Here is a 25,903-nt window from a genome sequence, read left to right as displayed (position 1 = left end):
GAATTCGGCAGGCCAAGAGGTGTATTGGAGAGAGTGCAGAGAGAATGTGCCCGACGATCTGTAAATCTCATGTTCGAAGAACCTCTGGGAACGGAACTGGATGACCTGACGCAGTTACGAATCAACTCAAGCTACTAAACTCGAACCGACATGCAAACAGAATTTCTGAATCCTGACAATCTTTTTACAATTAGGACATAGTTCACCAGATGCCTCGCCCTTCAAAACTGGACGTGCATCGTTGAGTTGAGAGCTTCACTAACCGGATTGATTTCGGAATATCAGCGAGAACAGTTCCCTTCTCCGCCGACAACTGAGACGCCCGTGACGTGCACGGAAATTCTGCTACAACTCCAAACAATCAAACGACAGAGGAACCCCAGCTTTGAAACTCCTTGAATCGAAGCCTCTCTCGTTTGAAACGCAGATGAAATGCGGAGCCTCGCTCAACAGAATCAATGAAGACCTTCGGTATTTACGAACCGCCCCTACGGCGAGGCTTCAAAGCTGCGCGGTGGATGGAGCCGAGTTTGTCTTCGCCCAGCCCCTGCAGCTCGTCCTCGTTGAGGCGGGCACCGGTGACGAGGTTTGAAAGGACGAGTGGGAGGACGGAGCAGCGGCAGTCGAACTTGCGGTCGATTTCCGGGCGGCGCTGAGTGAGGTATCCGTTCCAGCTCCCAGAGGCCGGACGGATCTTGAATGCTGGCTGCCTTGCTTTTTGGTTCCCAGTACGATCGATTCCAGCTCCCGACCGAGCGCCTGATCGAAGGGCCTTCGAACGATGTCCTTCTCCGCGGGCGACCATTTCGAATTTCGCATCGCAGTGCCGGCGACTGAGGCTGCCCAATTGGTTAAGCTGGTCATGTTTCGGTCCTCCAATGCGGCATCTTATCTCCGTCCGGTTGTCCCGTGCATGGCGAACCTCCAATCTTCCGGGTTCCGGGCGAGTCACGGACAACTCGGAAGTTATTCCACAGACACTGTTCGAATCGAGCCGGGGACTGCGAGCGGCGCGGGCTGTAACACTCTCTAGAACCCACTACGACCGAGCAACAATCCGAAACTACCCGCTTGATAGAGGATCAGTACTCCAAGTCCGACTAGCACGAAGGGAGTCACGCGGTGGCCGCACCGGCGAATGGGCGAGCCCAACTTCGGATGATTGACTATCGCGTGTGCTACAAAACACCAGAGTGCGGTCATCACTACGAAAACGACAGCAATTACGATGATTTCGTGAGCCGAGCGGATGGCAAAGGAAGGCGTGTAGATCCCAATGTTGTCGCCACCGTTCGCCAACGTCACCAGCGCTACTGTTGCGACTCGTCCCTTTCTGTCGGCACCGAAGTGATGTCCAGGAGTCTCTTCCGTCCAGCGGCGCTGCTGGTACAGTTCGAAGAGTTTTTTCCACCGATCAACATAGGGATCACTCCTAGCAGGCCGATGTACGCGCGAGGGATCACGAGAGAGAGCAGGGACGCCGCAACACCCGCGCTGAACAAAGTGGTGATCCCTACATATTGACCGAGCACAGTGTCTCGCGTGCGGAACCTCTTATCGGAAAAAACGCTACGAGCACAAACACATCATCGATATTGGTTGAAGCAAACAGCACAATCGCCACGCCAATCAGCGCGAGTAGAGATTCCATTCACCAGACCGATCGTATTTAGAGTCGCAAAGTACAGCCTATCCCAAGCAGATAGAGGATGATTGAAGAACCTCCGATTCGACGGGAAGAGAAATATCCGCTCTGGACATCCCTAAAGAGAAAAGATTGAAAAGCGAGTTGGGGCGAGGTAGTGCTGCCTTGTAGTGATGGGCAAAAAAGCGCGAATGGCGCTATTTACTTCTATGTTTTCATGAAGTCAGATATAAGCTCCGCAATCTCGTCTGCTTTGGTATCCAACGCGAAGTGTCCTGCTTCGAGTACGTAGACCTTCGCGTTCGGCACGTCCTTGCGATATCGTTCCGGCTCGCCGAGATCGAACGAGAGATCGTGTTTGCCCCAGAGGACCAAAAGTTTTGGCTGCGTCTTCTGTAGCCACCTGTCCTGGCGCGTTCAGAAAGGTGTACTCATCGGTCCAAAGATCTGGATCATAGAGTTCAATCTTAGGATCGTCTCCGATATGGCGCGTCTTCGTGGTTGCAAGCGACAGCAGATTTTTGCGCAGCGCTTCTTCATGAGCAGATCTGTCCACCCAGAATGCCCTCCGTGTTGCCCAGTTCGCGCCCAGGCCTTCGTTGTGAGCGACTGCATCCTGGACGATAAGAGCCTGCACGCGCTCCGGGTGTATCAATGCCATGCGAAAACCAACCGGCCCACCGTAGTCCTGCATATAAAGCGTGTAACGCGACAAACCCAGCGCTTGCGTGAAACCGTCCATCACGGAAGCGATGTGATCGAAGGTGTAATCGAACTGCTTGGGGTCGGGCCAGTCGCTGTGTCCATAGCCCGGATAGTCGGGCGCAACCAGATGGTAGTTATCCGCAAGCCGTCTTAGCAGCGGCTGAAACATCCGCGACGACGACGGAAGACCGTGCAGCAGAAGAATGGTGGGAGCGTCTTTCCGCCCCGCCTCTCTGTAGAAAATGGAGAGTCCATCGACCTTTACTGTGCGATAAAGCACCTGCTGTTCCATTGCCTTGTCCTTTTTCTGGGCATCCATGCCCAAGCTGATGCCGAACACGATCGCTGTGGTCGCCAGCGTCCGAAGGATCGATTTTCTCGCATGCATACATCCTCTGATTTATTCCGCGACTTCGAAGATAACATCAAGTTCTATCGGCATTCCGAGTGGCTGGCAGTCTGGTTCACAACCGGGAGCATCCCCCTAAAGAAGAGGAGGTTGCCCCCGAAGGGAGCAAAGGTCATGCAAATTACGACGGAACAAGCAGAGCGCGTCTTGAAGGCTTCCATACAGAAGGCGCGCGAACTCGGGATTTCAGTTTGCATCGCAATCCTTGATCCGGGAGGCGACTTGAAGACATTTCATCGCATGGATGGAGCATGGCTTGGAGTGATCGATGTGGCCTGCGAATAACTTCAGGGGTCAGCGTGATGCAGGAGCAATGTTACTGGAACCGCCGCTTGTTTGGACGCCCAGAACCCTCCTGAGCGTTGAGCCATCCACTTCGCCTCTCGAAAGAAAAAGAGGAGACAACGCGATGTAAGCCCCATCTCCTCTTGATTGATGCTCGCGCCTATCCCAGTTGCTTGATCTTCTTCCGAAGATCTTTCGCTGCGGCTCCGGGATCTTTTGCGCCATAGATCGCGGCACCGGCAACCGCAATCGTTGCACCTGCCGATTCGACCCCTCCGATGCGCTCTGCGTTGATACCGCCGGCAACCGAGAATGGCATGTCGGCACTTCGCCCGACCTCGAGCAGCTTTTCAATCGAATAACCTGCCTGCGCCTGCTCATCGAGTCCCGCATGCAGTTCAACCCAGCTCACGCCCATGGCCTTCAGCTCCTGAAGCCGCGCAGCCTTATCCGCTACACCGATCATGTCGGCCACGACTGCTTTGCCGTGTGCTTTGCCTGCCTTCACCGCGCCCGCAATCGTGCTGTCAGCCGCTGAAGCCAGCACTGTCATAATATCCGCGCCTGCCTTGAACGCGAGGTCGGCTTCGAGCTCGCCCGCATCCATCGTCTTCATGTCTGCAAAAACCAGCTTGTTGGGATACGCCGCCTTCACATTCGTAACGACGCTCAGTCCCTGCTGTTTGATCAGAGGAGTTCCTAGCTCGATCACATCTACGTGTTCCGCAACCTTGTTAAGCAACGCCAGCGCATCCGCCGTCGAGAGTAGATCTATTGCAACCTGCAGTTTCATTTTGTACTCCATTTCTGGGTTATAAAAAAATTAGCGATAACACCAACCGGTCGAGGTAAGCCCGCGAATAGTCTGGGAAAGGGGAAGACGTCATTCCAGATTCGCGTGGCGCTTCCACAGCTCCTCAGCGCTCTCTCCGCGTTCGCGCCACATCACCTGAAATATTGCGTCCATCACCAGCAGCACACTTTGCTCGAACAGCGCCCCTGCATACTGCTCGGATCTCACTCCGCCGTGGTCCTGTTTCGTGGCTGCTGGAATCACGATCAAGCCTTGTGCCAGCTGGCCGAGCTTCGATGCGGGCGCCGCCGTCAGCGCGAGTACCTCTGCTCGAACGTTTCGTGCCACCTCAGCCGCATGCACTGCGCCTGCCGTGGTGCCCGATCCCGAGGCCACCAGCAACAGATCTCCCTGGCTGATTGCAGGGGCTGTCACCTCACCAGCTACATGCACAACCAACCCCAGATGCATCAGGCGCATTGCAGCCATCTTCAGCGCCAGTCCGCTGCGCCCGGCGCCAGTCACGAACACGCGCCTGGCCGCCAGAATCATCTCCTGCGCAACAGCGATCTCTGCTTCACTCACCGCGGCAAGAGTGCGCTCCAGTTCTTTCAGTAGGAGTACTTGGGAAGAAGAATAACTCGGTATTTCGACATAACCGTTTGACATCGCTCTTTCAGAGTCGCATCGCGGTTTGCGCCGATCAAACAGGAAATTCAAATCGGCTGATAGCTTTTTTCAATCGATCGAGCAGTCCACGGTCGATGCGGAGAATTCAGGACTGCTGCTTCGGTGCCCTGACTCTGCGGGAACCCTTTGGCTGATAGTCCTTATAGGTCTCCAGCATCGCGCGTATTGCATCGACCAACTCCGGGGTGTGCGCCATCTCCATCAGGGCATGCGCGGCAGCAGGCGATGGGTCGCTCTTCACCGTCACAAATCCCACATTTACCTGCTCGCCGGGCTTTGCAATCGCGATCGCCCGCAGAGCAGGCGTCTTCGCCAACATCGTAACGAGCGACTGAGGAAGCACCGTGGACCACCGTCCTGTCCCCACATATGCGGCCATCACCGCTGCCGAATCCGTATGGATTACCTTGGGGGCTTTTTTCAGTTGTGTCTCCGCAGTGCGCGGGACCGCTGACCTCAACAGGCACAGCGGCAATGTCGACACCTCCTCCCATGACACGCGACGACCATCGCCTGCGTCCCCCGTTGTCACGAGAAATAGACGTTCCCGATAGAGTGCATACCCATCCAACCCCTCGCTCACTGGCTCGTCCAGATACATAAGCGCTACATCCATCTCGCCCTGCCGCACCATCCGCAACAGGCGCTCCGGGTCACCTGTCTCCATCGATATCTGCAAAGCCGGAAATTTTTCCGCGAACGCCACGCTCAGCACGGAAGCCAGTGCTGAGGTCGCCGCCAACATCCCCAGACGAAATGGACCCCGCATGGCATCATCGCGCAGCTCGTGCAGTTCCTGCTTCAACCGCATACAATCTTCGAGCATCTGCTGCGCCCACGCCAGCACACGTTCGCCCTCGCGCGTGAAGCCCTCAAACCTTTGGCCGCGCTTCACGATCAGCGCGTCCATATCCTCTTCCAGCTGCTTAATCCCCGCTGACAGGGTTGGTTGCGACACCCTGCAGGCAGCAGCCGCCCGCGCGAAGTGTCTTTCCTTATTCAACGCCAGCAAATATTCAAAATTTCTGATAATCAAGCCGCTCGGATCCTTCCTGTGGATATCTCACCTTCCAGTCTCGCACCTATTCGAAGCTGTCTCGAGCAACTCACCGTTGAAAGGCTGGATCAGGAGGATCACTCTCGATGGAGGCTAGTGAACTTCAATGTATTTGGAGATCCGAGACGGAATAAAGAGCTGATGGTTGGCAACCCGGAAGGTATCTGAGGATCGGCTCATGCTCTTCGATTGACAACAATAAGGCTAAGTGCGAGTCGGCTTGCAGAAAAATGTCGGTGACGCCCGAATGACGGGCAAGCCGCACCTTACTGCCGTACGACCCCGGAGCGGTGTATTTAGCTATCGAGACCGCATCCATTCAAGTGCAAGATCTGGTTGCACCGGGCGGCAGAATTTCATCGTGCCGGTGCGAGGATAATGGTCCATCGGGAATGCCGGCAGTGGCAGCATAACGTTGCACTCAGCGGACAAGGTAGCGTTATTCGCGGCTCGCCGCCGCGGGCACCCTGCTGGCCGTGTCGAGTCCGCCGGGCCACCAATTCCAATCGCCTGCAACGCGAAGGAGCGCGGGACCGATCACGATACGAACCAGTGTCGCGTCGATAAACACGGCGACCGCCAGGGTAAATCCGATCATCTTGACTACCAGGAAGTTTCCGAAGGTGAATGCCGCAAATACCACGATCATGATCGCGGCAGCGCTGGTAATCAGCCCAGCGGTTCGAGCCATACCCTCCGGGATCGCATCCATTTCACTGAGCCCGCTCCTTCTGGCTTCGAGAACTCGAGCGACCAGGAACACTTCATAGTCCATGCTTAATCCGAAGACAATGGCAAAAGCGACGATTGGAACAAGGGGAAACACGCTGCCGGTCCCCCGGGAACTCCCAGCAGTCCACTTCCGTGTCCATCCTGAAAGACCAGGACGAGGGCTCCGAAGGAAGCTGCAACCGAGAGCAGATTCAGGGCAATGGCCTTCACGGCGGCGAAGAGTGATCGGAAGCCGGCCAGAAGTGCCAGGAGCGTCGCCACTACAACCATCGTCATTACGGACACGAAGCGGTCTGTAACAATCGTCTGATAATCGGCATTGAGCGCGGGGATGCCGCCGATTCGGAGTCTCGCTCCAGGCACTCCGGTGAGAGCTGCGGCGCCGGTCTTGCGGAGTTCCCGCACCCAGTCGACCTGATCGCGTAAGGAAACCGAAGTGGCGGGCAGCACCTCAAGCAGCGCCGCTTGCCCGTCACCACTTAGAAAGGTGCGTCGTGTTTCGCGCGAAAGGTCGGTCAGGGAGGCGCGGTTGTGCTCGGCAATGGTTGAGATAGAGATGACGCGGGCGCAACGGGGGTCGCTCGCGAGGCGTTGGCTGAGGCGATCGAGCGCGTTCCATCCAGCGTCTGTTTGTGCAATAGAGACCCCTGGCAGTTCGAGAATGATGCGCATCGAATAGACGATTCCGGCGCGGTCCATCTGCTCGAGCGTGTGCAGCGCATGGACCGATTCCGCCGACTCTGGAAGCCAGTTCCCTGTAGGGACGCTGGTATTCAGGTGCTTGGCTTGCCAGGCGAGTAGAAGCATGGGGGCTCCTGCCACAATCAGGGCGAGAAAGGGATGGGCGACGATGACCTTGCCCCAGCCCCTCCAGCGGTTTCCTGTACGTGCGGCCCGCTGCGCATCAAGTTTCGGAGTAAACGGCATCCGGCCAAGATCAATTCGCGCGCCGAGCAACGCCAACGCCGCTGGGACGAGAGTATTCGTGAGCAATACGCTGATTGCGGCAACCAGGAATCCTGCGATACCGATGGAACGGATCTCGCTGATGGGAACCGTCAAGAGTGCTAAGAATCCGATGGCTACCGTGGATGCTGAAATCAAGAGCGTGCGACCCGCCTGACGTGCCGCCACGACCGAGGCTGCGGATGCGCTGTGGCCTGCGGAGATGGCCTCCCGGAAGCGGCTGACCATGAGGAGCGCGTAGTCGATTCCCAAGCCAAGCCCAAGCATGGTGGCCAGATTCTGGACCAGAATGGACAAGTGCCAGTGGTGGGCCAGCAGCCCGGTAATCGCCAGAGTGGCCGCGATGGCAAGCTGGCCGACGGCTAATGGAATCAGGGCGGCGACCAAGCTCCCAAAGGCAACCAGCAGGAGTGCCAGGGTCGCAGGAATGACCAGACTTTCGCCGCGTCGCACATCGTCGGCGCTTGCTTTGCGAATGTCGAAGTTCAGTGGAAGCTCGCCCGTCAGTTCGAGCTTTACCGCCGGGTAACGGCCACGCAATTGGCTGGCGAGAGAGTTTGCCCGTGCGTGAAGCTTTGGAACAAACGACTCCACTGGGCCCTCGGTCGAGGACAAGCCGATCAAGACGAAGGTTCCGCCGCCTTTGCCCAGGAAGATCGGATCGCGCAGCTCGAGGTGGGAGACGACTCCGGATACGCCGGGTTCCGCTTTGAGTGCCGCCACAATGGTTGCTAACGCTTGCCCGCCTTCCTCCGAATCCGCGGGTGGAAGTCCCTGGATGACCAGGACGACGCGGTCAACGAATGGCGAACGAAAACGACTGGCCAACTCCTGCCGGACACTCTCCGCTTCGCTGCCTTCGACATGGGTTGCCGTCTCCAGATGGCGCTCGGCGTGAAAAGAAAATGGAAGAAGCGCAATGGCGGTGACAAGAACTACCCCGGCCACCCAGAAACGGCGCACATGCATGAGACCCATGATGTCATACAAAATAGTCGCCAGGTAAGGTGATATGGCATACTCCGATGGCATCAAAATTCTTGGGAGCTGGAATCCAGGTGCCCGACGCCAATCCAACCCGGCTTTCTCAGTCTGCTAAATTGGTTTCGTCAGATTAGGAGGATCAATTCTCAACTTCGTTTTGCTCGCACTGCTTGCCGCCTCCTCATCGGGAGCCGCTGATCCTCGCATTGGCTCCTGGACGCTCGTCTCCGCGCAGTCTAGCCTGAACCCTCCGGACAGGCTCTCCGTCACAGATCTCCATGACGCGGTACACGTGGTCATGTCTGGTCAGACTCATCTCGATTTCACGGCAAAATCGGGCGGACACAACACACCCGTTCCGGGCAATCCGGCGTTCAACCAAGTCGAACTGCGCAGGATCGATAAGAAGCAGGCCGAGGTGAAGGAAAAGAAGGATGGGGTTGCCGTGGCGACGGTTCGCGAGAAGCTCTCGAAGGATGGGAACGAGCTGACAATCACGACTGCGAGCACGGGCCATGCTGACCAGATCACAGTATGGAACCGGACCGGAGGCGCGAAGGTCGGCCGCGACTTACTCGCCGGCGAGTGGACGCAGGATCTCGGAAAGACTCGTATGCGGCAAGGGCTGGCGCTGAAGATTGAGCCGGACGGAAACGGTGCAGTCCGTTTTTGGGTGATTTCAGCTACACCGCCCGTTTCGATGGGAAGCAGTACGATCTGAAAAACTCCCGCAACGATACCGTGACGCTCGATCTCGTCGATTCTCATACGGTGGATTCAATTTACCGGCGGGACGATCAATTGACCCAAAAGGATCGGTGGGTAGTTTCGCCTGACGGGCAGCACATGACGCTAACCACCGCGGGCTCGTTGGAAACCGGCCAGCACCTAACCGAGAAGATGGTGTTCAAAAAGCAGTAGCGGTTATGCATCTGTGAAGGCGAGTGGTTCAGCGAGCGATGACGCAGTGCTGAGCTCACGCGCCGCAACCGAAATGATCCCCTTGCGGTGCATGAATTTCAAAATGCCGCCGACTGTATCCTCAAGTGACGGATCCGCAATGCCCCACGTAGAGGCATCGCGAGCCTCTTGATAGGAGGAACTCTCATAGCGCTTGAACTCCATCGCGGAGATGTTGTCCACCGAGCCAACCAGAAAATCCAGCAGAGGAAAGAGTAGATCTTCCTTCCGGCATCTCCGGATCAGTTCGGGAACGAACTCCGAAATGCTGAATATTTCGAACTGCCGCCCGGTCGACTTGGTAATGAGCCCGGTAATATCCAGCATGTTCGCATAATCGTCCCGCACCACATGGTAAGTTTTGTTCGCCGTACCAGGAGTAGTCGAGATGGCAACGATATTGTTGGCCACAATGTCGGCCGGAACGAAACTGACCTGGTTGAGAGCGTCGACTCCAATGCCGTGATTGACCATGAACGCCACTAAGCGAACGGCGATATCAAAGTTGTTGCCTCCCCCGTAACCGAGGGGCTGACGAGAGCGGGCCGGAAGATGCGAGTGGATAGTCCCCGGCTGCGCGCGTCTGCGACCACTTGTTCTGCTACCCATTTGGACTGGCTGTATCCGAAATCAAGAAGCTCCATCTTCTTGTTGAAGTCGGTCTCATACAGGACTGATTTGACAGCCCATCCGAACACGAAGGTAGTCGAGACGTAGTTGAATTCTTTGGACCTTCCTTCGAACGCCAGTCTCAAGACCTCATTGGTTCCCATCACGTTCGCGTCACGCATGCGGTCGTAGTTGAACAAGTAGTTCACGGTCGCGCCGTTGTGGAACACTGTGTCGATTTCACTGGCGAGGAAATCCCAGACGTCCTGCGTCAGGCCGAGCATTGGCTGCCCCAGATCGCCGCAGATGGGAATGACGCGAGCCTCAAACGTCTGCATCAGCCTTGCGGGGCAGGGCCCCATTGTTTCCATCGCCGCCCGCAATCGTTGCCTGCCTTGCACTTCGTCGGACGACCTGACCAGAACATAGATCTTCGCCCGCGTCTGTTCCAGCAGGCTCTTCATGAGGAACGGTCCGATGAAACCGGTGCCCCCGTCAGCAGCACATGATTCGGGACTGGTATCTGGGGCAAAGATGCAGGTACGGGAGGGTTGAAGATGAGATTTCTATCGTTGCTCATCATCTCTTTTTCCGCTGCACGCTGGCCATCGCGGAAAGCCGCCAAGGAATGACGCAGGTGAACCAGCGCCTCTTCAGGCGCACTCTCCAACTGTTCCGCCAGTCGAAACAGATCAGCTACGCTGACTTGCTGAATGACTCCGATGTCGACCTGCCGCGCCAGCATGTCTGCGCCTTTTTCCTTCAGGAGCTCCTTAAGCTCATGCATGAACACCACGAGATCCAGGGAGTCCAGCCCTGCTTCTACCAGGTTGTACGACTCCATGCCTGTCAGGTTGTACCGGGCCTTCAACTCGTCGAACGACGACTGCACGCCCGAGCCGGACTCGCACGACCCGGCGTCCTTCTCCCGCGAAAACTCGGAGAGAACGGTGAACCCACCTTCCAGCCACATGTGTTTGGTCTTATGGCGCATGATCTTGCCCGAACTCGTTCTCGGGATCGCGCGAGGTGCTATGAAGGAGATCAACGCCACTTCCACGTTGAGGTAATTGCGGACCGCGGCGGCAATCTTTAGCGCATCCGGAAGAGACTTAGGATTCTTCACTTCGGCCACAATTGCCAGCGCAGGCTCGCTGTCTTCGTGAATCTGGAACGCAGCGACGCAATTGTTCCGGATCAGGCCCGACGCTCGCTCCACGACGTTCTCGATATCCTGCGGATAATGGTTTTGCCCGCGGAGGATAATCATGTCCTTGATGCGGCCACAGACGAAGAGTTCTCCGTCGTGGAAGAATCCCATATCGCCGGTCCTGAGGTAGCCGTCGTCATAGGGGCTATCATCCACGAGCCGTGCACGAAACTGTTTCAGTGTCAGTTCCGGATTGTTCCAGTAACCCAAACACTTACCGCGTCCTGCGATCCAGATCTCACCGATGTGACCGGGCTTCAGAGCGACGTGTTGTTCCGGATCGACGATCTTGACGTCCATACCCGCGAGTGGAGTTCCGCAGCTGACAATCTGTGTTGCTCCGTCGATCTCCGAGACCTCTGTCGTCATGCGCGCCTTACCCAGCGCGAGGGCACGCTTGTTGACAGACACGATCGTGCGGCCGCCGAGTGAAACCGCGAGAGTATTCTCAGCGAGTCCGAAGGCGGCATAAAAGCTCTCTGAATTCAATCCGTAAGGTTCAAACGCCTCCAGAAAACGCGTGAAAGTATCCGCTTTCACGGGTTCCGCAGCACACATCAACACCCGGAGGGAGCTGAGATCGCACTCTTTCAGGCTCTCCTTGGAGAGTCTTCCGGCGCGAAGGCAATAGTCATAAGCGAAGTTGGGAGCCGCCGTCGCCGTGGCCCGGTAGGCTGTGATCGTATCGAACCACAGGATCGGCCGCTGAATGAAGTCCATGGAAGAGAAGCCGTAGGTGGTTCCGCCTCTCAGCGCAGGATAGAGGTAGCAGCCGATCAGACCCATATCGTGATACTGCGGGAGCCAGGATACGACGACCGGGTCAGAATGGTCGATCACGAGCGGACAGGTGTCGAGGATGTTTTCGTGCGTCACCATCACACCCTTGGGCTCCATCGTCGACCCCGACGTGTACTGGAGAAACAGGACCTGCGAAGTGTCGAAGAAAGGTTCGTTCGGAATCCTGTCTACGAACTCTTCGGTGACAATCCACGGGAGACCAGAGATGTAGTCGACGTCGACACCGGATGCCGAGACCCCACTTCGGGTGAGATTTGTCTTCAGCGACGCGTGGTAGTCTGCGCTGGTTAAGATCCCGGACGCCTGGCAATCCTTGGCGATGTGGACCATCTTGTAAAGTGCGCTCTGGAAGCCACGAGAGCTCGGAGGATATACCGGCACGGGGATCAGTCCGGCGCGCACGCAACCGAAGAACGCGCAGATCATCTCGAGCCCCGGCGGGTAGGCGAGCAGAAGCCGATCCTGCGATGCGAAACCACCTTCCCTGAGCAGGTGACCGGCGATTGCCTTCGTGCGCTCAATGAAAGACGCATACGAATAACACTCGATTGGGTTGCCGTTCAGGTCGAGATACGAATACAGGAGCTTGTGTGGGTGTTCCTCTCCCAGCCTATCCAGTTGATCTAAGATCGACGCCATAAGAGATCAGCAATACCCCCGAGGTTGAATAGCAAAACTCAGTACGCAAAAGACTAAAAACTTTTCGCTGCTCCCCAGTGTCCTGGTCAGGTGAAATATGACTGAGTCTCGGAGTGCGGAATTACAGTATGGCCGAATGTGAGAACAAAGACATAAACATTCTCTGCCTTGGCATCGTTCGATCCGGTTGCTTTATGTTAGCAGAGCTACCAAGCAATGCGGCAAGTCTCTGATTTCAGGATGGAGGCACGCCCCAAACCGGCTACCCCCGACCTAAATTCGCTTGATTGTCGTCGGATCTTCACGCTACTATGAAGTTTCGACACTGTCGGTGGTGGCCCACAGATATGTTGCTGCTCAAGGCCTTCCGATGCAACCAACCGGGATGCGCCGGGCAGACTAAACAGGATTGTGGAGGCTCCGGTGACGTCTGGCAACGAAGAAGCGGTGATCAGCCTGAAGCCGGAGATAGAGGATCTGGTACCACCTGAGGCCTGGCCACGGCAGTCCATGGGCGATCCGGCCGGTCCGTCTTCCTTCCCGAAGGTCCTACGCCGCCGACTCGACAGATTTTTTGCGGAACAGAAGCTTTCTCCTAAGGCCGACCGCACCATGTGGGTCAAGATCGCCGCGGGTCTCACGGTACTGGCAGGCAGTTGGATAGCCCTCTACGCGCTGAAGCCGGACTCGTGGAAGTTTTTTGCCCTCTATGCTTTGAGCGGTCTCGCCCAGACTTTCCTTCTGCTGAATATCGCCCATGACAGCAACCACAACGCTATTTCGTCTGTGCCGTCCATAAACAAGATCCTGAACTATGTCTTCGATGTTTGTGGAATCAACTCGTACATGTGGCGCATCCTCCATCATCGAGGCCACCACTCCTGCATCAATGTCCACGGTGAAGACGACGCGCTTACGGGACGGAGCATCTTTCGATTTACGCCCCATGAACCGCGCGCGCGCCTGCATCGGTTCCAGCACATCTATGCGCTCTTTTTTTACGCGATGTTCTCCCTGGACTATGTTTTCGTCAGGGACTTTGAGAGCTTCTTCTTCCCGTCCCACGACTATCTGAAACGCGACCGGCATCCGCTGCGGGAATACGTCATCCTCTTCGCGGGGAAGGCGTTCTACCTGACGTACATGCTCATTTTGCCAGTGGCGGTGCTCGGGAGATCGCCTCTGCTGGTCGCCGGGGCATTCGTGCTGGTCCATTTGATCATCGGGTTGACCGTATCGCTGGTATTCCAAACGACGCATACTGTCGACACAACGTACTTTCCTTCAAACCGCAGCGAGTTTGATAACGGCGTTTATCACATCTTCGCGACAACGGCCGATTATGCAACGGGCAACCCGGTCGTAGGCTGGCTCACGGGCGGTCTCAACCACCACATCGCGCATCATCTGTGCCCTTTCGTGTGCCACACCCACTATGCTCCGCTGACCCGGATTGTGAAGGAGACCGCCGAGGAGTTTGGCGTTCCCTATCGGCAGCATCGCACCATGACCCGGGCAATCTGGCATCATCTGATACTTTTGAAGCAACTGGGAAACGAAAACTAATTTTGAGCGTTTAGTCTTTTACCTATGGCTACCCGATCGCTTCAGGCAAACTACATGAAATTCCCCACTGTCCTACGCAGGTGTCTGGACCGCCATCTAGGCAGCGAGGTGTGACGTTGCCCACTCCAATACCCTCTGTCTCACGATCTCGTTCTTTTGCGGATTCGCGCGCCATGGCCGCCAATCCTGTGCAGGTGTTGTCAAAGTACACCGAACTCTTCGGCGACACATTCCAGTTTTATCTGGGTGGCATTAAAGAGGCCATCGTCACTACCAATCCCGCTGTCATTCAGCACGTCTTGAAGACGAATGCGGACAATTACCAGAAGTCCGAAATTCAAGTGAAGCGGATGGGCCACTTCCTGGGCAAAGGTCTTCTGACTACCCACGGGGAGCCCTGGAAAACACAGCGACGTCTTATCCAGAAGGGTTTCGACCGAAAGCAGCTTGAGGCTCTATCCGCGATCATGCAGGACTCCCTCGCCGAGTCGCTGCGGGACTTCGATAGACAAGTTCGTGTTGGCCCCGTCGACATCTACCCCCATCTGATGAAGATGACCTTCGCGATGGTCGCCCGTTCGCTTTTTGGCGCCAAGCTGAAGGACGAAGACATCGACGTCGTCAGCAATACGATCTGCACCGTCCAGGAATTTATAGTTCGGCAGACTCTTCAGCCCTACCTGAATCCGTGGTTTGAGGTCTCCGGTGAGTTGCGGAGACACGAGGAGATGCGGGCTCGCGCGGACGGCGTTCTTATGGAGTACATCAAGACACGCCGCCACCAGGCGCCCGGCACCGATCTGCTGCAGACCTTGATGGACGCCCGTTACAGTGACGGCGAAGGCATGAGTGATGAGCTGGTCCTGAGCGAGAGCATGCAACTCCTGGTCGCGGGCCATGAAACATCGTCGAACGCTCTATCGTGGCTTCTCTATCTCCTAAGCTCGCGTCCCGATTGTCTCGAGAGAGTACGGGAAGAGTTCCATTCCGTGCTCGGCGATGCGCCTCTGAGCTTCAGCGATGTTTCCAGGTTGCCCTTTACGACCCAGGTCATTCTGGAGGCGCTGCGCCTCTACCCACCGTTCTGGATGGTCGACCGCATGGCTGTCGCGGACGACCGCGTTGGCGATGTCGTAATACCCCGAGGATCTACGGTGATTGTGTTCGTGTACGGCGCGCATCATGCGCCGCGATACTGGGAGAACCCGGAGAGTTTCGAACCGGAGCGTTTTACCAAAGCGAACGAGAAGCTGATTACTCCCTTCACCCATCTGCCCTTCGGCGGCGGACCCCGGGGCTGTATCGGCGGTCACTACGCGATGCTGCAGATTCTTATGATTCTGAGCGATCTGCTTAGAAAGTACGACTTTCAGCTGATTCCAGGCCAGATGATTGAAGCGCGCCCTATGGTCATCCTACGGCCGAAGCACGGGATTCGCATGAGCTTCACGCAGGCAATCGCACGCACCGTCATGCAATCGTTTAGGGATTGAGTAATCGGGCCCAAGCACTTAGGGAGGGGACGATATGCGCAGGAACAGTCGGATGTTTACACCTTGTTCTGTAGCAGCGATCGTTGTTGCTTACGGTATCACGCTGTTTCTTCCCAGAGTTGCGTTGGCGCACGCCGTGTTGGTTAGCTCTCAGCCAGGCGTTAATAGTACCGTTTCAGGAACGGAGGTCGCCGTCCTCCTCAAGTACAACTCACGGGTCGACATAGAGCACTCAACTCTGACGCTGCTCGAGCCTGATGGAAAGGTGGAGAAGGTCGCCATCGAGAGCGAGCCCGAACCCGGTGTGCTGTCTGCCAAGTTGACCGGACTTGTCAAAGGGGCCTATGTATTGCGCTGGCAGGTGCTGGCAACGGATGGACACATCACGCGTGGTAAAGTTCCCTTCCAAGTAGAATAGAGGCCTCCCTCTTGATCTGGTTCTTGCGCGATATTGATCTGCTGAGTGTCTTAGCACGCGCGGCAACGCTGGCCTTCGAGGCGCTGCTCCTTGGAGGCGTTGCCTTTCTCCTGGCTGTGGTCCGCCCGGCGAGGGCAAGCGGGGCCGTCGAGGATCTTTGCCGCCGCGGTATCCGGATGGCGGCACTCGCGTTTGTGGTTGGACAATTGCTTCTGGTCTGCTTCTCTGGCGCCATCCTGATGAGCGGCTCTGATTTGACGTTCAGGGACGTGACGACTACCAGCTTCTTCCGCGCCGATCTCCTCGGAATCCTGTTCGCGATTGGACTCTGGATCTGCGCGCGATTCAAAAACAATATAGCGACGGTCGGGCTGTTTCCCTTAAGCCTGCTGCTGTTGGCGACAACCGTCTCTACCAGCCACGCGGCGGCCCGCATCGACCATCGCGTTCTGTTAGCGGTTCTTACGGCCGCACATCATCTCGGCACAGCGGCCTGGATTGGCGCAATGGCTTATCTTTTGACCTCCCTGGGCCGCGTCGAAGACTCGAGCGAGGCCCGGCAGTTGACTCAGCGTTACTCCAGGATGGCGCTGGCGGGTGCGGCGACGCTTGTGTTGGCCGGAGTAGGTATGGCTTGGTTTTACGTAGGATCGTGGAGCGGGATGTACACCACGGCCTACGGCATCATGCTGGCTGCCAAGATCTTTCTTTTGCTGGCGATGATTACGCTCGGCGCCGGAAATTGGTTTTTGGTTCGGCGGCTGGCCAGCGATCCCGAGCCTTTGCTGGTGCGGTTGCGCCGGGTCGTCGAGGCGGAGGTCTGTCTTGGGTTTCTCGCAGTGTTGACGGCGGCTTCGCTGACTGCACAGGCACCCGCGATCGATGTGAACGCTCAGGACCGGCTGACATCCCACGAAATCTACGTCCGCTTGCATCCGGAGACGCCGCGCATGAGCAGTCCCCCTTTGGCTGCGCTTGCTGCTCCGAGTTCACTTGCAGTGGCAGTCCAGGACAGTCAGTTCGTTGCCTCTGTCGGGAGCGACGACACCGACAGAGCATGGTCTGAGTACAACCATCACTGGGCAGGGTTGATCGTGCTCATCGCAGGGCTGCTGGCGCTTCTAAGCCGGCACCGCACGATGCGCTGGGCCCGCTTTTGGCCGCTGAGCTTTGCTGGTTTAGCGGTCTTCATCCTGTTGCGCGCTGACCCGGAAAACTGGCCTCTTGGCCCACGTCCCTTTTGGCAGAGTTTTGCAGCCCCCGACGTGCTGCAACATCGTGTAGGGGCGCTCCTGATCGTGGTCTTCGCCGCATTCGAATGTGCGGTGCAGGCAGGTAAGTTGCGAGCGCGGTGGGCAAGCTACGTTTTTCCGGCAATGTGTGCTCTCGGTGCTGCGCTGTTGTTGACACACGAACATTCGGCCAAGGACGTGAAGGAATCAATGCTTGCGGAGCTGAGCCACACCCCTGTTGCACTGCTTGGTATCACGGCGGGATGTAGCCGATGGCTAGAGCTGCGTTTACCCAGGAGCCGCATGGCCAGCATTACCAGCTACCTCTGGCCGCTATGCCTGGCACTGGTCGGCATCGTTCTGCTGAATTACCGCGAACTGCCATAACGGTTGTAAATCGCGTCGGGGAGTCTTGATCATTCCGGTGGCGTGACTTCACTTCAAAAGAGAAGATCGAGCACTCTCACTCAGGCGATCAATCACCAGCTTGGGAACGATGAGACCTAAGCTCATCGCTAAAATGATCGTGACGGCGGTCATGCCGTCAGCAACTGTCGCGCTTAGGAGCTCCGACGTCGGATGCGAGCCGCCGGCAAGTTGCACAACGCCGCTAGCCATCCTGAACAGGAAGACACCCGGAATCATCGATACGACCGAAGCGAAGCCGATGGCCGCAAACGGCATGTGCCAGCGGCGCGAAACTGGCGTAAGGATCAGCCCGACGACAAGACATGCGGCCATGGCGCCGGTCGCGGCGCTGGAACCAAATACAAAAATTGACCACCACCTTACAGCATGAGCCAGCATCCCAACGGCGACCGGCCACGCCAGCATGCGTAGCGGCGTGGAGAAGAAGACGCTGTACGCGAAGACAGCGACGCCGGCGGCGATCGTATCGAGCCACAAGGGTACGTCCCGGCTGGCTGGGTCTAAAGGAAAGGAGGCGCCAAGAAGGGCGAGTCCAAGCAACAGTCCGATTGAGATCGCCAAGGCCACGAGTCCCGCATAGATCAAGCGGGCGGTGCCCAGATCAAGGCGGCCCTTGATCAGATCCAATGCGCCGTTAAGCACATGCGGCCCTGGCACCAGGATCATGCAGGGGCAGACTGCGACAAGGCGCAGGGTTGAGCTCAACTGATACCGAACCGCCAGTGCGCCGATAACGCCAGCGAGCAACGAGGCGAGAAATGGTTGCACGAAAACGTTTGTGCCGTACTGAGCTAACTTGCGACGCAAGACGGCACCGGCACCCGCGCTTACGAAGATGAGGGCTGCCTCGGGCAGATGTTGGATTCCGAAGATGACCGCCAGGGCAACGGCGCCTGCCGCTGCGGCGAGCGTAAACAGCCATGTAGGCGCCGGGGACGCCTGTGAAATCGTCGTGATCGCCTCCGTTGCAGCAGCGAGCGCGATCCGGCCACCGCTGAGATCTTCTACCGCCCGCATCGTGGACGCCACGCGATCCATGTCTACACCGATAGGATCGGCCGCCACGGCGGCGAGAAGCCCAACATCCCCAGCCTTGGCCTGGAGTTGCAGCTCCCCCAGCGCGCGAAGATCTTGCCATGCAGCCCAACTATGTCGCCCACCCGCCCGGCCGCGTCCAGCGTCTGTTGCGTGGATTGACCATTCACGAACAGGACTCGAGCAAAGGCGAGGACAAGATCGCAACGCTCCTCGAAGTTCATACGGGCACCTCATTGCCATCATTCGAAAGTGGCAATTCGTTCTCTGATCCAGAAGCGAGTCACATTGAAAGATGAAGCCAACCCGAGGCGAGCCGAATCCGCTCGAACCTTGTGGAGGCCAGTGCTTGTTACGGACTATGGTCAAGGCAGCAGCCTACGTAACGCTTGACGATTTTCTTATAACCATACGCGGTCGAACTCATCTTGCATTGGCGGTGCAGGGCGGCTTGGTTGAGCACGATGTTTGTTGTCCAGGGCGTAATGCGCAATCTTCGATGCTACTTCGCCGAACCGCCATATACGGTCGGCTCACCGAGACTGCCGGCAGGCGGAAGGTGCCGAATGTAAAGCACGATGTGCCAAATATCGTCGTCGGAAAATTCCTTGTCAGAGGCAGGCATGCCGGAAGGAGAGATACCGTTCTTGATAATCCACCTCAGTTGCCCATCCGTATAGGCCTGAACCTCGGCGCTGGCAAGCGAGGGGATCGGCGGAGAGATCGACGCTGCGAAAGGCACGCCCGTATTCTGGCCATCAAGCCCGTGGCAAACCATGCAGTAGGAGGTAAAACTCTGTTTGCCGTCCTCGATATTCTCTGCACTCGCGGCCACTGGGTTGACGTCTTTTTTCCCCCAATCGTGACATGGTGCTTCGTCCAGTTGACGACATGAGTCTCCGCCGCGGACGGTGCGCTGACGCGGCATCCCGAAAGGCCAATCGACAAAATCGAGAGCAGACTCAGGGAAGGGAAACGAACCGGTCTCATCTCACTATTGAATCACATCACCCTCATCGTCATCGTTTTGTGTCCCACACCGCAGTAGACGCCACAGTCCGCCTTGAAATCGCCTGTCTGATCCGGCGTAAAGAGAACATCGTTAGACTCTCCGGCCTTCATCTTCGCATTCAGGTTGAGCACGTTGATGCGGAGACTATGCGGGAGTCGCCCGAGGTGGCAAAAGTGGATTGATGCGATAGAGAATTGCTATGGGAGTATTTTTTCTATGCACTAGATAAACGAATTCCATGTCGATCAAAAACCGATCAACCTTTGTTTTGATAGAAGGAAGCCAATTCAATCAGAACCTGTTCCTCTCCCATAAACCAGCGGGTGCTACGCGGAGTGTCTAGAACGATCATGAATTTAATCAATCATGGAAAAGCGAGCAGAGTCGGGTTTGCGATTGCGGCCAGCCTCATCGCCAGTGGACCGATGGCGGCTATCTCGTCACGAGGACAACAGGTGCTGCCGCCGGCAGCCACTACGTTACGGCCACCGAAGGTGGTTCGGACGGGGTGACGACCCCAGGCGTCGCTCGGCCACTCAGCGAACTCAGGCCAGAAACGATATACCCGGTTGAAGGTTCACCCGACTGGTCTGTGATGACCAGGGACTCGGTCTGGGTGTCAAGCGCGCGCGTAAATCACGTTGTGCAGCTACTTCCCTCAACCGGCAAACCGGGCCTTATCGCAACAGTGCAACGGCCCTGTTCCGGGCTCGCTTACGGCTGGGGGTCGGTGTGGGTTCCAAGCTGCGCAACGCATCAACTCGTGCGACTCGACGAAGCGACCGGCAAAGTGATAGCCGAGATTCCCGCAGACCCTGCAAACTCCGAAGGCGGTATCACGGTAGGCGATGGGTCCATTTGGATGGTCGTCAAGCCAGGCAAGTTGGTACGCGTTGACCCAAACACCAACGCGATCACCTCAACGCTTGAGCTGCCGACAGGTTCGGAGAATCCGGCCTTTGGGGATCGGTTTGTTTGGATCTCCTCCTTTGGTCACGATCAATTGCTGAAGATCGACCCGAAATCGAACAAAGTAATCGCAACGATCCAGGTCGGCCCGAAGCCACGCTTTCTTACGATTGGAGCAGGTTCGGTTTGGACGCTGAACCAGGGCGACGGAACCATCTCGCGGGTTGACATGAAGACTGACAAACTCGTCGCAACGATCGCATGCGGCATCCCCGGCGAGGGCGGAGAGATTACATTTGGCGCAGGTTCAGTATGGACGGCTCTGTTTGACTTCCCCTCACCCAGGTAGACGCCACGAAGAATCTTCCAGTTAAGCAATGGGCAGGCAAGGGCGGAGACGGCGTAAGGTTCGGGTTCGGTTCAGTGTGGCTTTCGAATTTGATGCAGGGTACCGTGTGGAGAATCTCTCCGGATCAAAGATGAAAGACCAGAAGGCACGCAACGATTGGCAATGGATTTCTCAGCGAGAATGTGCATTTTGCGCGAGCGTGCGCAGCCCAGGGATTTCATCCCTGGGGCCTGAACCGGAACATATCGAAGCATTCGTACTGAAGCACACCGCCCGGGATGCGCACCATATTCAGTGATGACTCCTTTTCGTGAGACGATCTATCTGCCTGTTCCACTATCAAGCTCTAGAATCGAGGTCATGATGTTTCGAGTTGCTCTGGCTGCAACGGCCCTGACCATTGCGCTGTCCCTCTCTTCTGGGTCCGTTCTGGCGCAGCTTCCGCAGCCAGATGGCGGCAACATTGAGCGAGGTGTTCTTCCTGCTCACTGGTTATCTCAGGAGCCGAAGTGCATGGAAATCCCCGAGTGGCAGGTCCATGAGTACAACCCGAACCTCTACATTCTCCGGCAGTCCCCTTGTACCGATTTTGAGAAACCCTTTATCTACCTCCTCTTCGGCAAGGATAAAGCCCTTCTCATGGACACCGGGTCGCGGAACGGCAACCTGGCGCCAGCGCTTCAACGAACAGTCAAGAACTGGCTCGCACGCAATGGGCGCACCAACATCCCGCTGATCGTGGTGCACTCTCATGAGCACGAAGACCACATCTGGGGCGACAAGGAGCTGCAGGCGATGAACAACCCCGCGATGCCGGTGACCTTCATCCCATCGGAGGTGGAAGCGACAAAGCGCTTCTACGGTATCGAACACTGGCCCACGGACATCGGACACGTAGACCTCGGCGACCGCATCATTGATCTCATTCCAATTCCCGGCCACAGCGCGGTGAGCGTCGCCCTTTACGACCGGAAAACGGCAGTCCTGCTCGCCGGAGACACCGTCTATCCAGGTCGACTCTACGTAGCAGACCTCCCTGCCTTCCAGGCCAGCGTGGAGAGGTTGATCAAATTCACCGAGGGCAAACCAGTCGCGCAGATCCTCGGCAATCACATCGAGCAGACCAGCACTCCGTATGTCGACTATCCGGTTGGCACCATGTACCAACCCAACGAACACGAACTTGCCCTCTCACGCGGCGCTCTGCTCGAGCTTGAGGATGCCCTGCTCTCCATGCACGGAACTCCAAGACGACTTGCGCTGCGGGACCTCTCCGTTTGGCCGGTCGGTTCAAACTTCATGAGCCCTGCAGAGGAAGCCCGATTCAAAATCCACGAAAAAGAAGAGAAAGACAAAATGTGGAACCACGCGCCTCAGTAGTAGGCGCAGCTAACCCAGCCCATTTACGCGAAATGGTGCGAGGCTGCGATATCAAAACGGGAACCCTGAAAATAAATGCGAAATCGATGGCGTACTTTTCGACCCTGGAAAACTGACCGCTGAAACACCATCTCCACCACGCATTCCACCACAACCACACCATCAAAACACCACATCCAAACACCTATTTTCGCCAAAATACCCAGCAAAAACCACCAAACCCAGCGCCAAAAAAATATCCCCAAACCCGCCGGTGCAAGGGTCCAAGCCGCCGACCTAAGGCTCGAACTGGCTCGGTAATTGTCGCTCAGACCGCAGCACGAATAGATGCCAGGGTCGCTGCCACTTCACGTAACGCACTATCTGGCGTGAGGTAGTCGGGTGAGAGCCTAAGCCGATTGCCGCGTGCATCTGTCGTAATGCCGCTGCGTTCGAGTGTCTCTGCAAGCGCCGCCGCCGCAGCGTCTTCTATCGTCAGGAAACCACCGTGTTGATCGTCCGCGCCCTCCGCTGTAATTCCAACATCCGCGAGATATCGTTTGAGGCGACTGAGACGGTCGACGCAATACGCCCGGATTCGCGTCACCCCCATCTGAAGAGCGAACTGCTGACCAGCCCGAGCCTGATAGTAGGTCAGGACTGGAGGAGTTGACTCGAGGAACGCATCTCCTCCATGCGCGAAGCGTGGTGGGTTGGGTCGATCGTAGAGAAAAGGTTGGTCTTTGGCGAACCACCCAATGTCGATCGGCTTCAGGTCATTGGAAAGAGCGTCCGGCGATATATAAAGGAAGGCCGCACCAGGGCCGCCACGCAGGTATTTGTAACTGCCCCCGATCATAAAGTCAGCCTTCATGTCTGCGACATTGACCGAGAAGACCCCGACGGAATGATAAGCATCCACGAGGAGACGAGCGCCCGCCTCATGGCAGTAGTCTGCGAGAAGATCAAGATCGGGCACGACCCGCCCGGTCATAAACATGACCTGAGAGATGACGACGAGATCCACACCACCATGAATCTTCTGCATCAGTTGTGAAAGATCGACACCGCCATCAGCCGCTTCGCAGGAGACAAACTGAAGGTTGATTCTTCCAACGGCTCCGTACTGCTTGAGGATCACATCGATTGAATCGAACTCTCCTGTCGTCGAGACGACTCGGGGAATACCGGGAAGTGCGTTGAGAACGGTTCGCAAGCCTTGTCCTGCTGAAGCCTTTGGGACCATACAGTCTGGCCTCGAAGCGCCAACGAGTTGAGCCAATCGCGCGCGATGCACATGCTCTTCTTCGAGCCAAGCGCCCCATGCCTCTCCAAGCTTAGTTTGCCAAAGGTGAAAGCCTTCGCGAAGATCCTCTTCCGTCTGATTGAGCGGACGGCCCAACGAGTGATTCGCCAAATAGATACCCGGTGCCGCGAGCGTGCCGGAGAAGAGCGGAAAAACATGATGGCGGAGAGTATCTTCTGTTAGCACACCTGGGCCTATCGCTGCGAGAGCATCTGCGAGACTCATTCCCGTGGTGCCTCGGTTCGCGAAGCAAGCAGTTCAGGAAAGAAGGTGAGCTCCAGCGCCTGGCGTAGAAAGCCTACGCCCGAGGAGCCGCCGGTACCGTGCCGAGAGCCGATGATGCGCTCGACCGTCTTGAGATGACGGAAGCGCCAGAGTTGGAAGTATTCCTCCACGTCCACCAACTTCTCGCACATCTCATACGCCACCCAATGTTGTTTTGGGTTCCGATATATATCGCGAAAGACTTCCACGAGAGCTTCATTCCTGCTGTGAGGCGTAGACCAGTTGCGATCGCGGCATTCGCCGGGAATGCGATAGCCGTGTCGAGCCAGATACCTCAAGAACTCGTCATAAAGGCTGGGAGCATTGAGGGTGCAAGTGAGATCCTCGTAGATCGCTGCATCATGCATGAACACTTTAATGTTGTCGAGGTTTTTATTGCCCAGGAGAAATTCCAGCTTGCGATACTGGAACGACTGAAATCCCGAAGCGCTTCCAAGAACGGATCGAAACTCCATATACTCCGACGGCGTCAGCGTTTCGAGGACAGACCACTGCTCGAAGAGTTGCATCTGGATGAGTTTTACGCGCGACAGAATTTTGAGGGTGGGTGGAAGTCTGTCACGGCGTATTTTGTCGATCGCGGCCGTAAGCTCGTGGATCACCAGCTTAATCCATAGCTCCGAAACCTGGTGCTGGACGATGAACAACATTTCATCATGATGCGGCGGCTGAGATAACGGTCGCTGTTGCGCAAGTAGGCCGTCAAGGGAAAGGTAACCCGAGTAGCTTAGTCTGTCGGAAAAGTCGCTTACGATGTCTGGTTCGACGGGACGTTGGTTGGAGTTTGTCATCTTCACCTACATACGAATACTAACTTCCCAGTGGAACAATTTGCGAGTGAAGGTAGGTGATGATGGCTACGCGTTGCGTATGGGATTGTTTCGTTGCAGAAGTACCCGTTAGAACTGGGATCTACGTAATAATTGCTGTTTCAGCTCCCACTGGATTATGGCGAAGCAGGATCCGGACCAGGCAACGGTAAATTGTCTGCAGACTGCGTCTGCTGAAGAAGGCGGTAACCATCCCGGGTCCGAATGTGATATTTTTGCAGATTTTTGCCAACGAGCTTTACCGTTATGGTGCGCCACCCGCGATTCGGATTGGGTTGTGGATAGTAGCTGAGAGTGTACAGATGAGCCAGGTCATCTCGAATGGAGGCAAAGGCCTGTTTCTCATCTCTCCAACTCTTCGAGAAATAGGCTTTACCGCCGGTGACTTTGCTCATTCGTTCAAAGACAGCTGTAGAAACTGGTTCATCTTCGGCTTGCTGAGTACTGATCATATAAATGATTGTTCCGGTGGATTGGGCCAATTCCGCTACATCCTCCGGTGGCACCAGGCTTGCATTGTCAGGACCATTAGAAAAGACGACGATAGCTTTTTTCCTGTCAAACGAGCGGCATCCTTTACCGTCAGCAAGAGGGAGTTATAGAGTGCAGCGTCATCACCGGCAACTGTATTGCGCACGCCACGTAAGGCTTGCGACCGGTCGGACGTAAGGGCAGATACGCGGGAAAGATCCCGACTGTAAGAATAAAGTGCGACCTTGCTAACGCCTTCAAGAGACCGGATGAAATCGGCGATGGAGTCCTGCGCGAATACGAATCCCCGATACATGTAGTTGCTGGTGTCGAAGAGAATAAAAACGTTGGCCCCCGCCGCCCATAAGTCTGGAGTCTTAACCTGATCTACCCCAGCTGACTTCTGCACTATCGTCACCGCACCTTTCCCTGCGTCCTGCGGAAGGCGGGCGCCCGACGGAGCAATGTCAATCAATCGCCTGGGTGGTTCGTTTCCCTCTTCGAAGGTGGCAGTTTTTTCGGGGATTTTATCCTCGGTGATAGAGAAGTCTTCCGGACTGAGACCGCTAACGTAGTTCCCCTTTCCGTCAGTTACGGCGATATTCAGTTGTACAAGCACGACGCTCACGCGAATGCGCGAAGTATCGTTTTGGGCGGCACCGGAGCCACCGCCGTAGAAGGGGAATGAAAGTAGCCAGAGAAATAGAAAATGTCGCTTCATATT

At 56.4% G+C, this 25,903-nt stretch carries 28 protein-coding genes; 9 read left to right on the top strand and 19 right to left on the bottom strand.

Going from position 1 to position 25,903, the window contains the following annotated elements:
* Positions 1 to 475 precede the first annotated feature (475 nt).
* From RBB80_RS09430 to RBB80_RS09415, 4 genes are all read right to left on the bottom strand, one after another.
* Positions 476 to 805 (bottom strand): hypothetical protein, encoded by a 330-nt coding sequence (locus RBB80_RS09430; RefSeq protein ID WP_433967959.1) that lies wholly within the window; start codon positions 803 to 805, stop codon positions 476 to 478.
* A 224-nt stretch (positions 806 to 1,029) separates the two neighbouring features.
* Positions 1,030 to 1,305, bottom strand: a complete 276-nt coding sequence (locus RBB80_RS09425) for a cadmium resistance transporter (RefSeq protein WP_433967958.1) — start codon at positions 1,303 to 1,305, stop codon at positions 1,030 to 1,032.
* Between the two features lie 208 nt (positions 1,306 to 1,513).
* Entirely contained in the window at positions 1,514 to 1,651 is a 138-nt protein-coding gene (locus tag RBB80_RS09420; protein ID WP_433967957.1) for a hypothetical protein, read from the bottom strand.
* Between the two features lie 217 nt (positions 1,652 to 1,868).
* The gene (locus RBB80_RS09415; RefSeq protein WP_433967956.1) at positions 1,869 to 2,738 is read right to left on the bottom strand and encodes an alpha/beta fold hydrolase; all 870 of its coding nucleotides are present in this window, start codon (positions 2,736 to 2,738) and stop codon (positions 1,869 to 1,871) included.
* Between RBB80_RS09415 and RBB80_RS09410 the strand changes: the two genes are divergently transcribed.
* The gene (locus RBB80_RS09410) at positions 2,733 to 3,044 is read left to right on the top strand and encodes a GlcG/HbpS family heme-binding protein (RefSeq protein ID WP_433967955.1); all 312 of its coding nucleotides are present in this window, start codon (positions 2,733 to 2,735) and stop codon (positions 3,042 to 3,044) included. The genes RBB80_RS09415 and RBB80_RS09410 overlap by 6 nt on opposite strands.
* A 160-nt stretch (positions 3,045 to 3,204) precedes the next feature.
* Here the strand turns inward: RBB80_RS09410 and hxlA are convergent, their stop codons facing one another.
* The 5 genes from hxlA to RBB80_RS09385 form a co-directional block, all read right to left on the bottom strand.
* Entirely contained in the window at positions 3,205 to 3,837 is a 633-nt protein-coding gene (hxlA, locus tag RBB80_RS09405; RefSeq protein ID WP_433967954.1) for a 3-hexulose-6-phosphate synthase, read from the bottom strand.
* 90 nt (positions 3,838 to 3,927) lie between these two features.
* On the bottom strand, positions 3,928 to 4,506 hold the full coding sequence (hxlB, locus tag RBB80_RS09400) for a 6-phospho-3-hexuloisomerase (protein WP_433967953.1): 579 nt from the start codon (positions 4,504 to 4,506) through the stop codon (positions 3,928 to 3,930).
* A gap of 106 nt (positions 4,507 to 4,612) precedes the next feature.
* On the bottom strand, positions 4,613 to 5,563 hold the full coding sequence (locus RBB80_RS09395) for a LysR family transcriptional regulator (RefSeq protein ID WP_433967952.1): 951 nt from the start codon (positions 5,561 to 5,563) through the stop codon (positions 4,613 to 4,615).
* A 460-nt stretch (positions 5,564 to 6,023) separates the two neighbouring features.
* Positions 6,024 to 6,359 (bottom strand): MMPL family transporter, encoded by a 336-nt coding sequence (locus RBB80_RS09390; RefSeq protein ID WP_433967951.1) that lies wholly within the window; start codon positions 6,357 to 6,359, stop codon positions 6,024 to 6,026.
* A 2-nt stretch (positions 6,360 to 6,361) separates the two neighbouring features.
* Positions 6,362 to 8,314, bottom strand: a complete 1,953-nt coding sequence (locus tag RBB80_RS09385; RefSeq protein WP_433967950.1) for an MMPL family transporter — start codon at positions 8,312 to 8,314, stop codon at positions 6,362 to 6,364.
* Between the two features lie 250 nt (positions 8,315 to 8,564).
* Here RBB80_RS09385 and RBB80_RS09380 point away from each other — a divergent pair, with 250 nt between their 5' ends.
* The gene (locus tag RBB80_RS09380) at positions 8,565 to 8,987 is read left to right on the top strand and encodes a hypothetical protein (protein ID WP_433967949.1); all 423 of its coding nucleotides are present in this window, start codon (positions 8,565 to 8,567) and stop codon (positions 8,985 to 8,987) included.
* 203 nt (positions 8,988 to 9,190) lie between these two features.
* On the opposite strand, the gene RBB80_RS09375 is transcribed toward RBB80_RS09380, so the two are convergent.
* The 3 genes from RBB80_RS09375 to RBB80_RS09365 are packed head-to-tail and all read right to left on the bottom strand — an operon-like array spanning position 9,191 to position 12,485.
* A complete protein-coding gene (locus RBB80_RS09375; protein ID WP_433967948.1) occupies positions 9,191 to 9,700 on the bottom strand; it encodes a hypothetical protein in 510 nt (169 codons plus the stop codon).
* An 8-nt stretch (positions 9,701 to 9,708) separates the two neighbouring features.
* Positions 9,709 to 10,299: an SDR family oxidoreductase gene (locus tag RBB80_RS09370; RefSeq protein ID WP_433967947.1), complete on the bottom strand. Its 591-nt coding sequence runs from the start codon at positions 10,297 to 10,299 to the stop codon at positions 9,709 to 9,711.
* Positions 10,296 to 12,485: a fatty acyl-AMP ligase gene (locus RBB80_RS09365; RefSeq protein ID WP_433967946.1), complete on the bottom strand. Its 2,190-nt coding sequence runs from the start codon at positions 12,483 to 12,485 to the stop codon at positions 10,296 to 10,298. Before RBB80_RS09365 ends, RBB80_RS09370 begins: the two co-directional genes overlap by 4 nt.
* Before the next feature lie 423 nt (positions 12,486 to 12,908).
* Between RBB80_RS09365 and RBB80_RS09360 the strand changes: the two genes are divergently transcribed.
* From RBB80_RS09360 to RBB80_RS09345, 4 genes are all read left to right on the top strand, one after another.
* Positions 12,909 to 14,051, top strand: coding sequence for a fatty acid desaturase family protein (locus RBB80_RS09360; protein ID WP_433967945.1), 1,143 nt, complete (start codon positions 12,909 to 12,911; stop codon positions 14,049 to 14,051).
* Between the two features lie 173 nt (positions 14,052 to 14,224).
* A complete protein-coding gene (locus RBB80_RS09355; protein ID WP_433967944.1) occupies positions 14,225 to 15,544 on the top strand; it encodes a cytochrome P450 in 1,320 nt (439 codons plus the stop codon).
* Positions 15,545 to 15,596: 52 nt separating this feature from the next.
* The gene (locus RBB80_RS09350) at positions 15,597 to 15,962 is read left to right on the top strand and encodes a copper resistance CopC family protein (protein WP_433967943.1); all 366 of its coding nucleotides are present in this window, start codon (positions 15,597 to 15,599) and stop codon (positions 15,960 to 15,962) included.
* A gap of 11 nt (positions 15,963 to 15,973) precedes the next feature.
* Positions 15,974 to 17,581 (top strand): copper resistance D family protein, encoded by a 1,608-nt coding sequence (locus tag RBB80_RS09345; RefSeq protein WP_433967942.1) that lies wholly within the window; start codon positions 15,974 to 15,976, stop codon positions 17,579 to 17,581.
* A 48-nt stretch (positions 17,582 to 17,629) separates the two neighbouring features.
* Here the strand turns inward: RBB80_RS09345 and RBB80_RS09340 are convergent, their stop codons facing one another.
* The 3 genes from RBB80_RS09340 to RBB80_RS09330 form a co-directional block, all read right to left on the bottom strand.
* Positions 17,630 to 18,640 carry a threonine/serine ThrE exporter family protein gene (locus RBB80_RS09340; RefSeq protein WP_433967941.1) on the bottom strand — a complete coding sequence of 337 codons (1,011 nt, stop codon included), beginning with the start codon at positions 18,638 to 18,640 and terminating at the stop codon, positions 17,630 to 17,632.
* Between the two features lie 23 nt (positions 18,641 to 18,663).
* Complete coding sequence (locus tag RBB80_RS09335; RefSeq protein ID WP_433967940.1) at positions 18,664 to 18,882, bottom strand: hypothetical protein; 219 nt, start codon at positions 18,880 to 18,882, stop codon at positions 18,664 to 18,666.
* 278 nt (positions 18,883 to 19,160) lie between these two features.
* Complete coding sequence (locus tag RBB80_RS09330; RefSeq protein ID WP_433967939.1) at positions 19,161 to 19,493, bottom strand: c-type cytochrome; 333 nt, start codon at positions 19,491 to 19,493, stop codon at positions 19,161 to 19,163.
* A 527-nt stretch (positions 19,494 to 20,020) separates the two neighbouring features.
* On the opposite strand from RBB80_RS09330, the gene RBB80_RS09325 reads away from it, so the two are divergent.
* From RBB80_RS09325 to RBB80_RS09315, 3 genes are all read left to right on the top strand, one after another.
* Positions 20,021 to 20,182, top strand: coding sequence for a hypothetical protein (locus RBB80_RS09325; protein ID WP_433967938.1), 162 nt, complete (start codon positions 20,021 to 20,023; stop codon positions 20,180 to 20,182).
* Positions 20,183 to 20,433: 251 nt separating this feature from the next.
* Complete coding sequence (locus RBB80_RS09320; protein WP_433967937.1) at positions 20,434 to 20,928, top strand: hypothetical protein; 495 nt, start codon at positions 20,434 to 20,436, stop codon at positions 20,926 to 20,928.
* A gap of 360 nt (positions 20,929 to 21,288) precedes the next feature.
* Positions 21,289 to 22,308, top strand: a complete 1,020-nt coding sequence (locus tag RBB80_RS09315; protein ID WP_433967936.1) for an MBL fold metallo-hydrolase — start codon at positions 21,289 to 21,291, stop codon at positions 22,306 to 22,308.
* Between the two features lie 307 nt (positions 22,309 to 22,615).
* Here RBB80_RS09315 and RBB80_RS09310 read toward each other — a convergent pair whose 3' ends face one another.
* The 4 genes from RBB80_RS09310 to RBB80_RS09295 form a co-directional block, all read right to left on the bottom strand.
* Positions 22,616 to 23,818 (bottom strand): aminotransferase class V-fold PLP-dependent enzyme, encoded by a 1,203-nt coding sequence (locus RBB80_RS09310; RefSeq protein ID WP_433967935.1) that lies wholly within the window; start codon positions 23,816 to 23,818, stop codon positions 22,616 to 22,618.
* Entirely contained in the window at positions 23,815 to 24,669 is an 855-nt protein-coding gene (locus RBB80_RS09305; RefSeq protein ID WP_433967934.1) for a tryptophan 2,3-dioxygenase, read from the bottom strand. Before RBB80_RS09305 ends, RBB80_RS09310 begins: the two co-directional genes overlap by 4 nt.
* Positions 24,670 to 24,824: 155 nt before the next feature.
* Complete coding sequence (locus tag RBB80_RS09300; RefSeq protein WP_433967933.1) at positions 24,825 to 25,190, bottom strand: hypothetical protein; 366 nt, start codon at positions 25,188 to 25,190, stop codon at positions 24,825 to 24,827.
* A 5-nt stretch (positions 25,191 to 25,195) separates the two neighbouring features.
* A complete protein-coding gene (locus RBB80_RS09295) occupies positions 25,196 to 25,900 on the bottom strand; it encodes a VWA domain-containing protein (protein WP_433967932.1) in 705 nt (234 codons plus the stop codon).
* Between the last annotated feature and the right edge of the window lie 3 nt (positions 25,901 to 25,903).

The sequence above is a fragment of the Tunturiibacter gelidiferens genome (assembly GCF_051013345.1).
GTDB lineage: Bacteria > Acidobacteriota > Terriglobia > Terriglobales > Acidobacteriaceae > Edaphobacter > Edaphobacter gelidiferens_A.
Note: the sequence above shows the minus strand (reverse complement) of the source record. Positions and strands in the feature narration are given on the sequence as shown.

What these genes read in the sequence shown, in the direction of transcription:
- RBB80_RS09430 (WP_433967959.1), bottom strand. Translation starts at nt 805, where the DNA reads ATGGTCGCCCGCGGAGAAGGACATCGTTCGAAGGCCCTTCGATCAGGC.
- RBB80_RS09420 (WP_433967957.1), bottom strand. Translation starts at nt 1,651, where the DNA reads ATGGAATCTCTACTCGCGCTGATTGGCGTGGCGATTGTGCTGTTTGCT.
- RBB80_RS09410 (WP_433967955.1), top strand. Translation starts at nt 2,733, where the DNA reads ATGCATACATCCTCTGATTTATTCCGCGACTTCGAAGATAACATCAAG.
- RBB80_RS09415 (WP_433967956.1), bottom strand. Translation starts at nt 2,738, where the DNA reads ATGCATGCGAGAAAATCGATCCTTCGGACGCTGGCGACCACAGCGATC.
- hxlA (WP_433967954.1), bottom strand. Translation starts at nt 3,837, where the DNA reads ATGAAACTGCAGGTTGCAATAGATCTACTCTCGACGGCGGATGCGCTG.
- hxlB (WP_433967953.1), bottom strand. Translation starts at nt 4,506, where the DNA reads ATGTCAAACGGTTATGTCGAAATACCGAGTTATTCTTCTTCCCAAGTA.
- RBB80_RS09390 (WP_433967951.1), bottom strand. Translation starts at nt 6,359, where the DNA reads ATGGACTATGAAGTGTTCCTGGTCGCTCGAGTTCTCGAAGCCAGAAGG.
- RBB80_RS09385 (WP_433967950.1), bottom strand. Translation starts at nt 8,314, where the DNA reads ATGCCATCGGAGTATGCCATATCACCTTACCTGGCGACTATTTTGTAT.
- RBB80_RS09380 (WP_433967949.1), top strand. Translation starts at nt 8,565, where the DNA reads ATGTCTGGTCAGACTCATCTCGATTTCACGGCAAAATCGGGCGGACAC.
- RBB80_RS09375 (WP_433967948.1), bottom strand. Translation starts at nt 9,700, where the DNA reads ATGGTCAATCACGGCATTGGAGTCGACGCTCTCAACCAGGTCAGTTTC.
- RBB80_RS09370 (WP_433967947.1), bottom strand. Translation starts at nt 10,299, where the DNA reads ATGAAGAGCCTGCTGGAACAGACGCGGGCGAAGATCTATGTTCTGGTC.
- RBB80_RS09365 (WP_433967946.1), bottom strand. Translation starts at nt 12,485, where the DNA reads ATGGCGTCGATCTTAGATCAACTGGATAGGCTGGGAGAGGAACACCCA.
- RBB80_RS09355 (WP_433967944.1), top strand. Translation starts at nt 14,225, where the DNA reads ATGGCCGCCAATCCTGTGCAGGTGTTGTCAAAGTACACCGAACTCTTC.
- RBB80_RS09350 (WP_433967943.1), top strand. Translation starts at nt 15,597, where the DNA reads ATGTTTACACCTTGTTCTGTAGCAGCGATCGTTGTTGCTTACGGTATC.
- RBB80_RS09340 (WP_433967941.1), bottom strand. Translation starts at nt 18,640, where the DNA reads ATGCGGGCGGTAGAAGATCTCAGCGGTGGCCGGATCGCGCTCGCTGCT.
- RBB80_RS09335 (WP_433967940.1), bottom strand. Translation starts at nt 18,882, where the DNA reads ATGAACTTCGAGGAGCGTTGCGATCTTGTCCTCGCCTTTGCTCGAGTC.
- RBB80_RS09325 (WP_433967938.1), top strand. Translation starts at nt 20,021, where the DNA reads ATGAATTTAATCAATCATGGAAAAGCGAGCAGAGTCGGGTTTGCGATT.
- RBB80_RS09315 (WP_433967936.1), top strand. Translation starts at nt 21,289, where the DNA reads ATGATGTTTCGAGTTGCTCTGGCTGCAACGGCCCTGACCATTGCGCTG.
- RBB80_RS09310 (WP_433967935.1), bottom strand. Translation starts at nt 23,818, where the DNA reads ATGAGTCTCGCAGATGCTCTCGCAGCGATAGGCCCAGGTGTGCTAACA.
- RBB80_RS09305 (WP_433967934.1), bottom strand. Translation starts at nt 24,669, where the DNA reads ATGACAAACTCCAACCAACGTCCCGTCGAACCAGACATCGTAAGCGAC.
- RBB80_RS09295 (WP_433967932.1), bottom strand. Translation starts at nt 25,900, where the DNA reads ATGAAGCGACATTTTCTATTTCTCTGGCTACTTTCATTCCCCTTCTAC.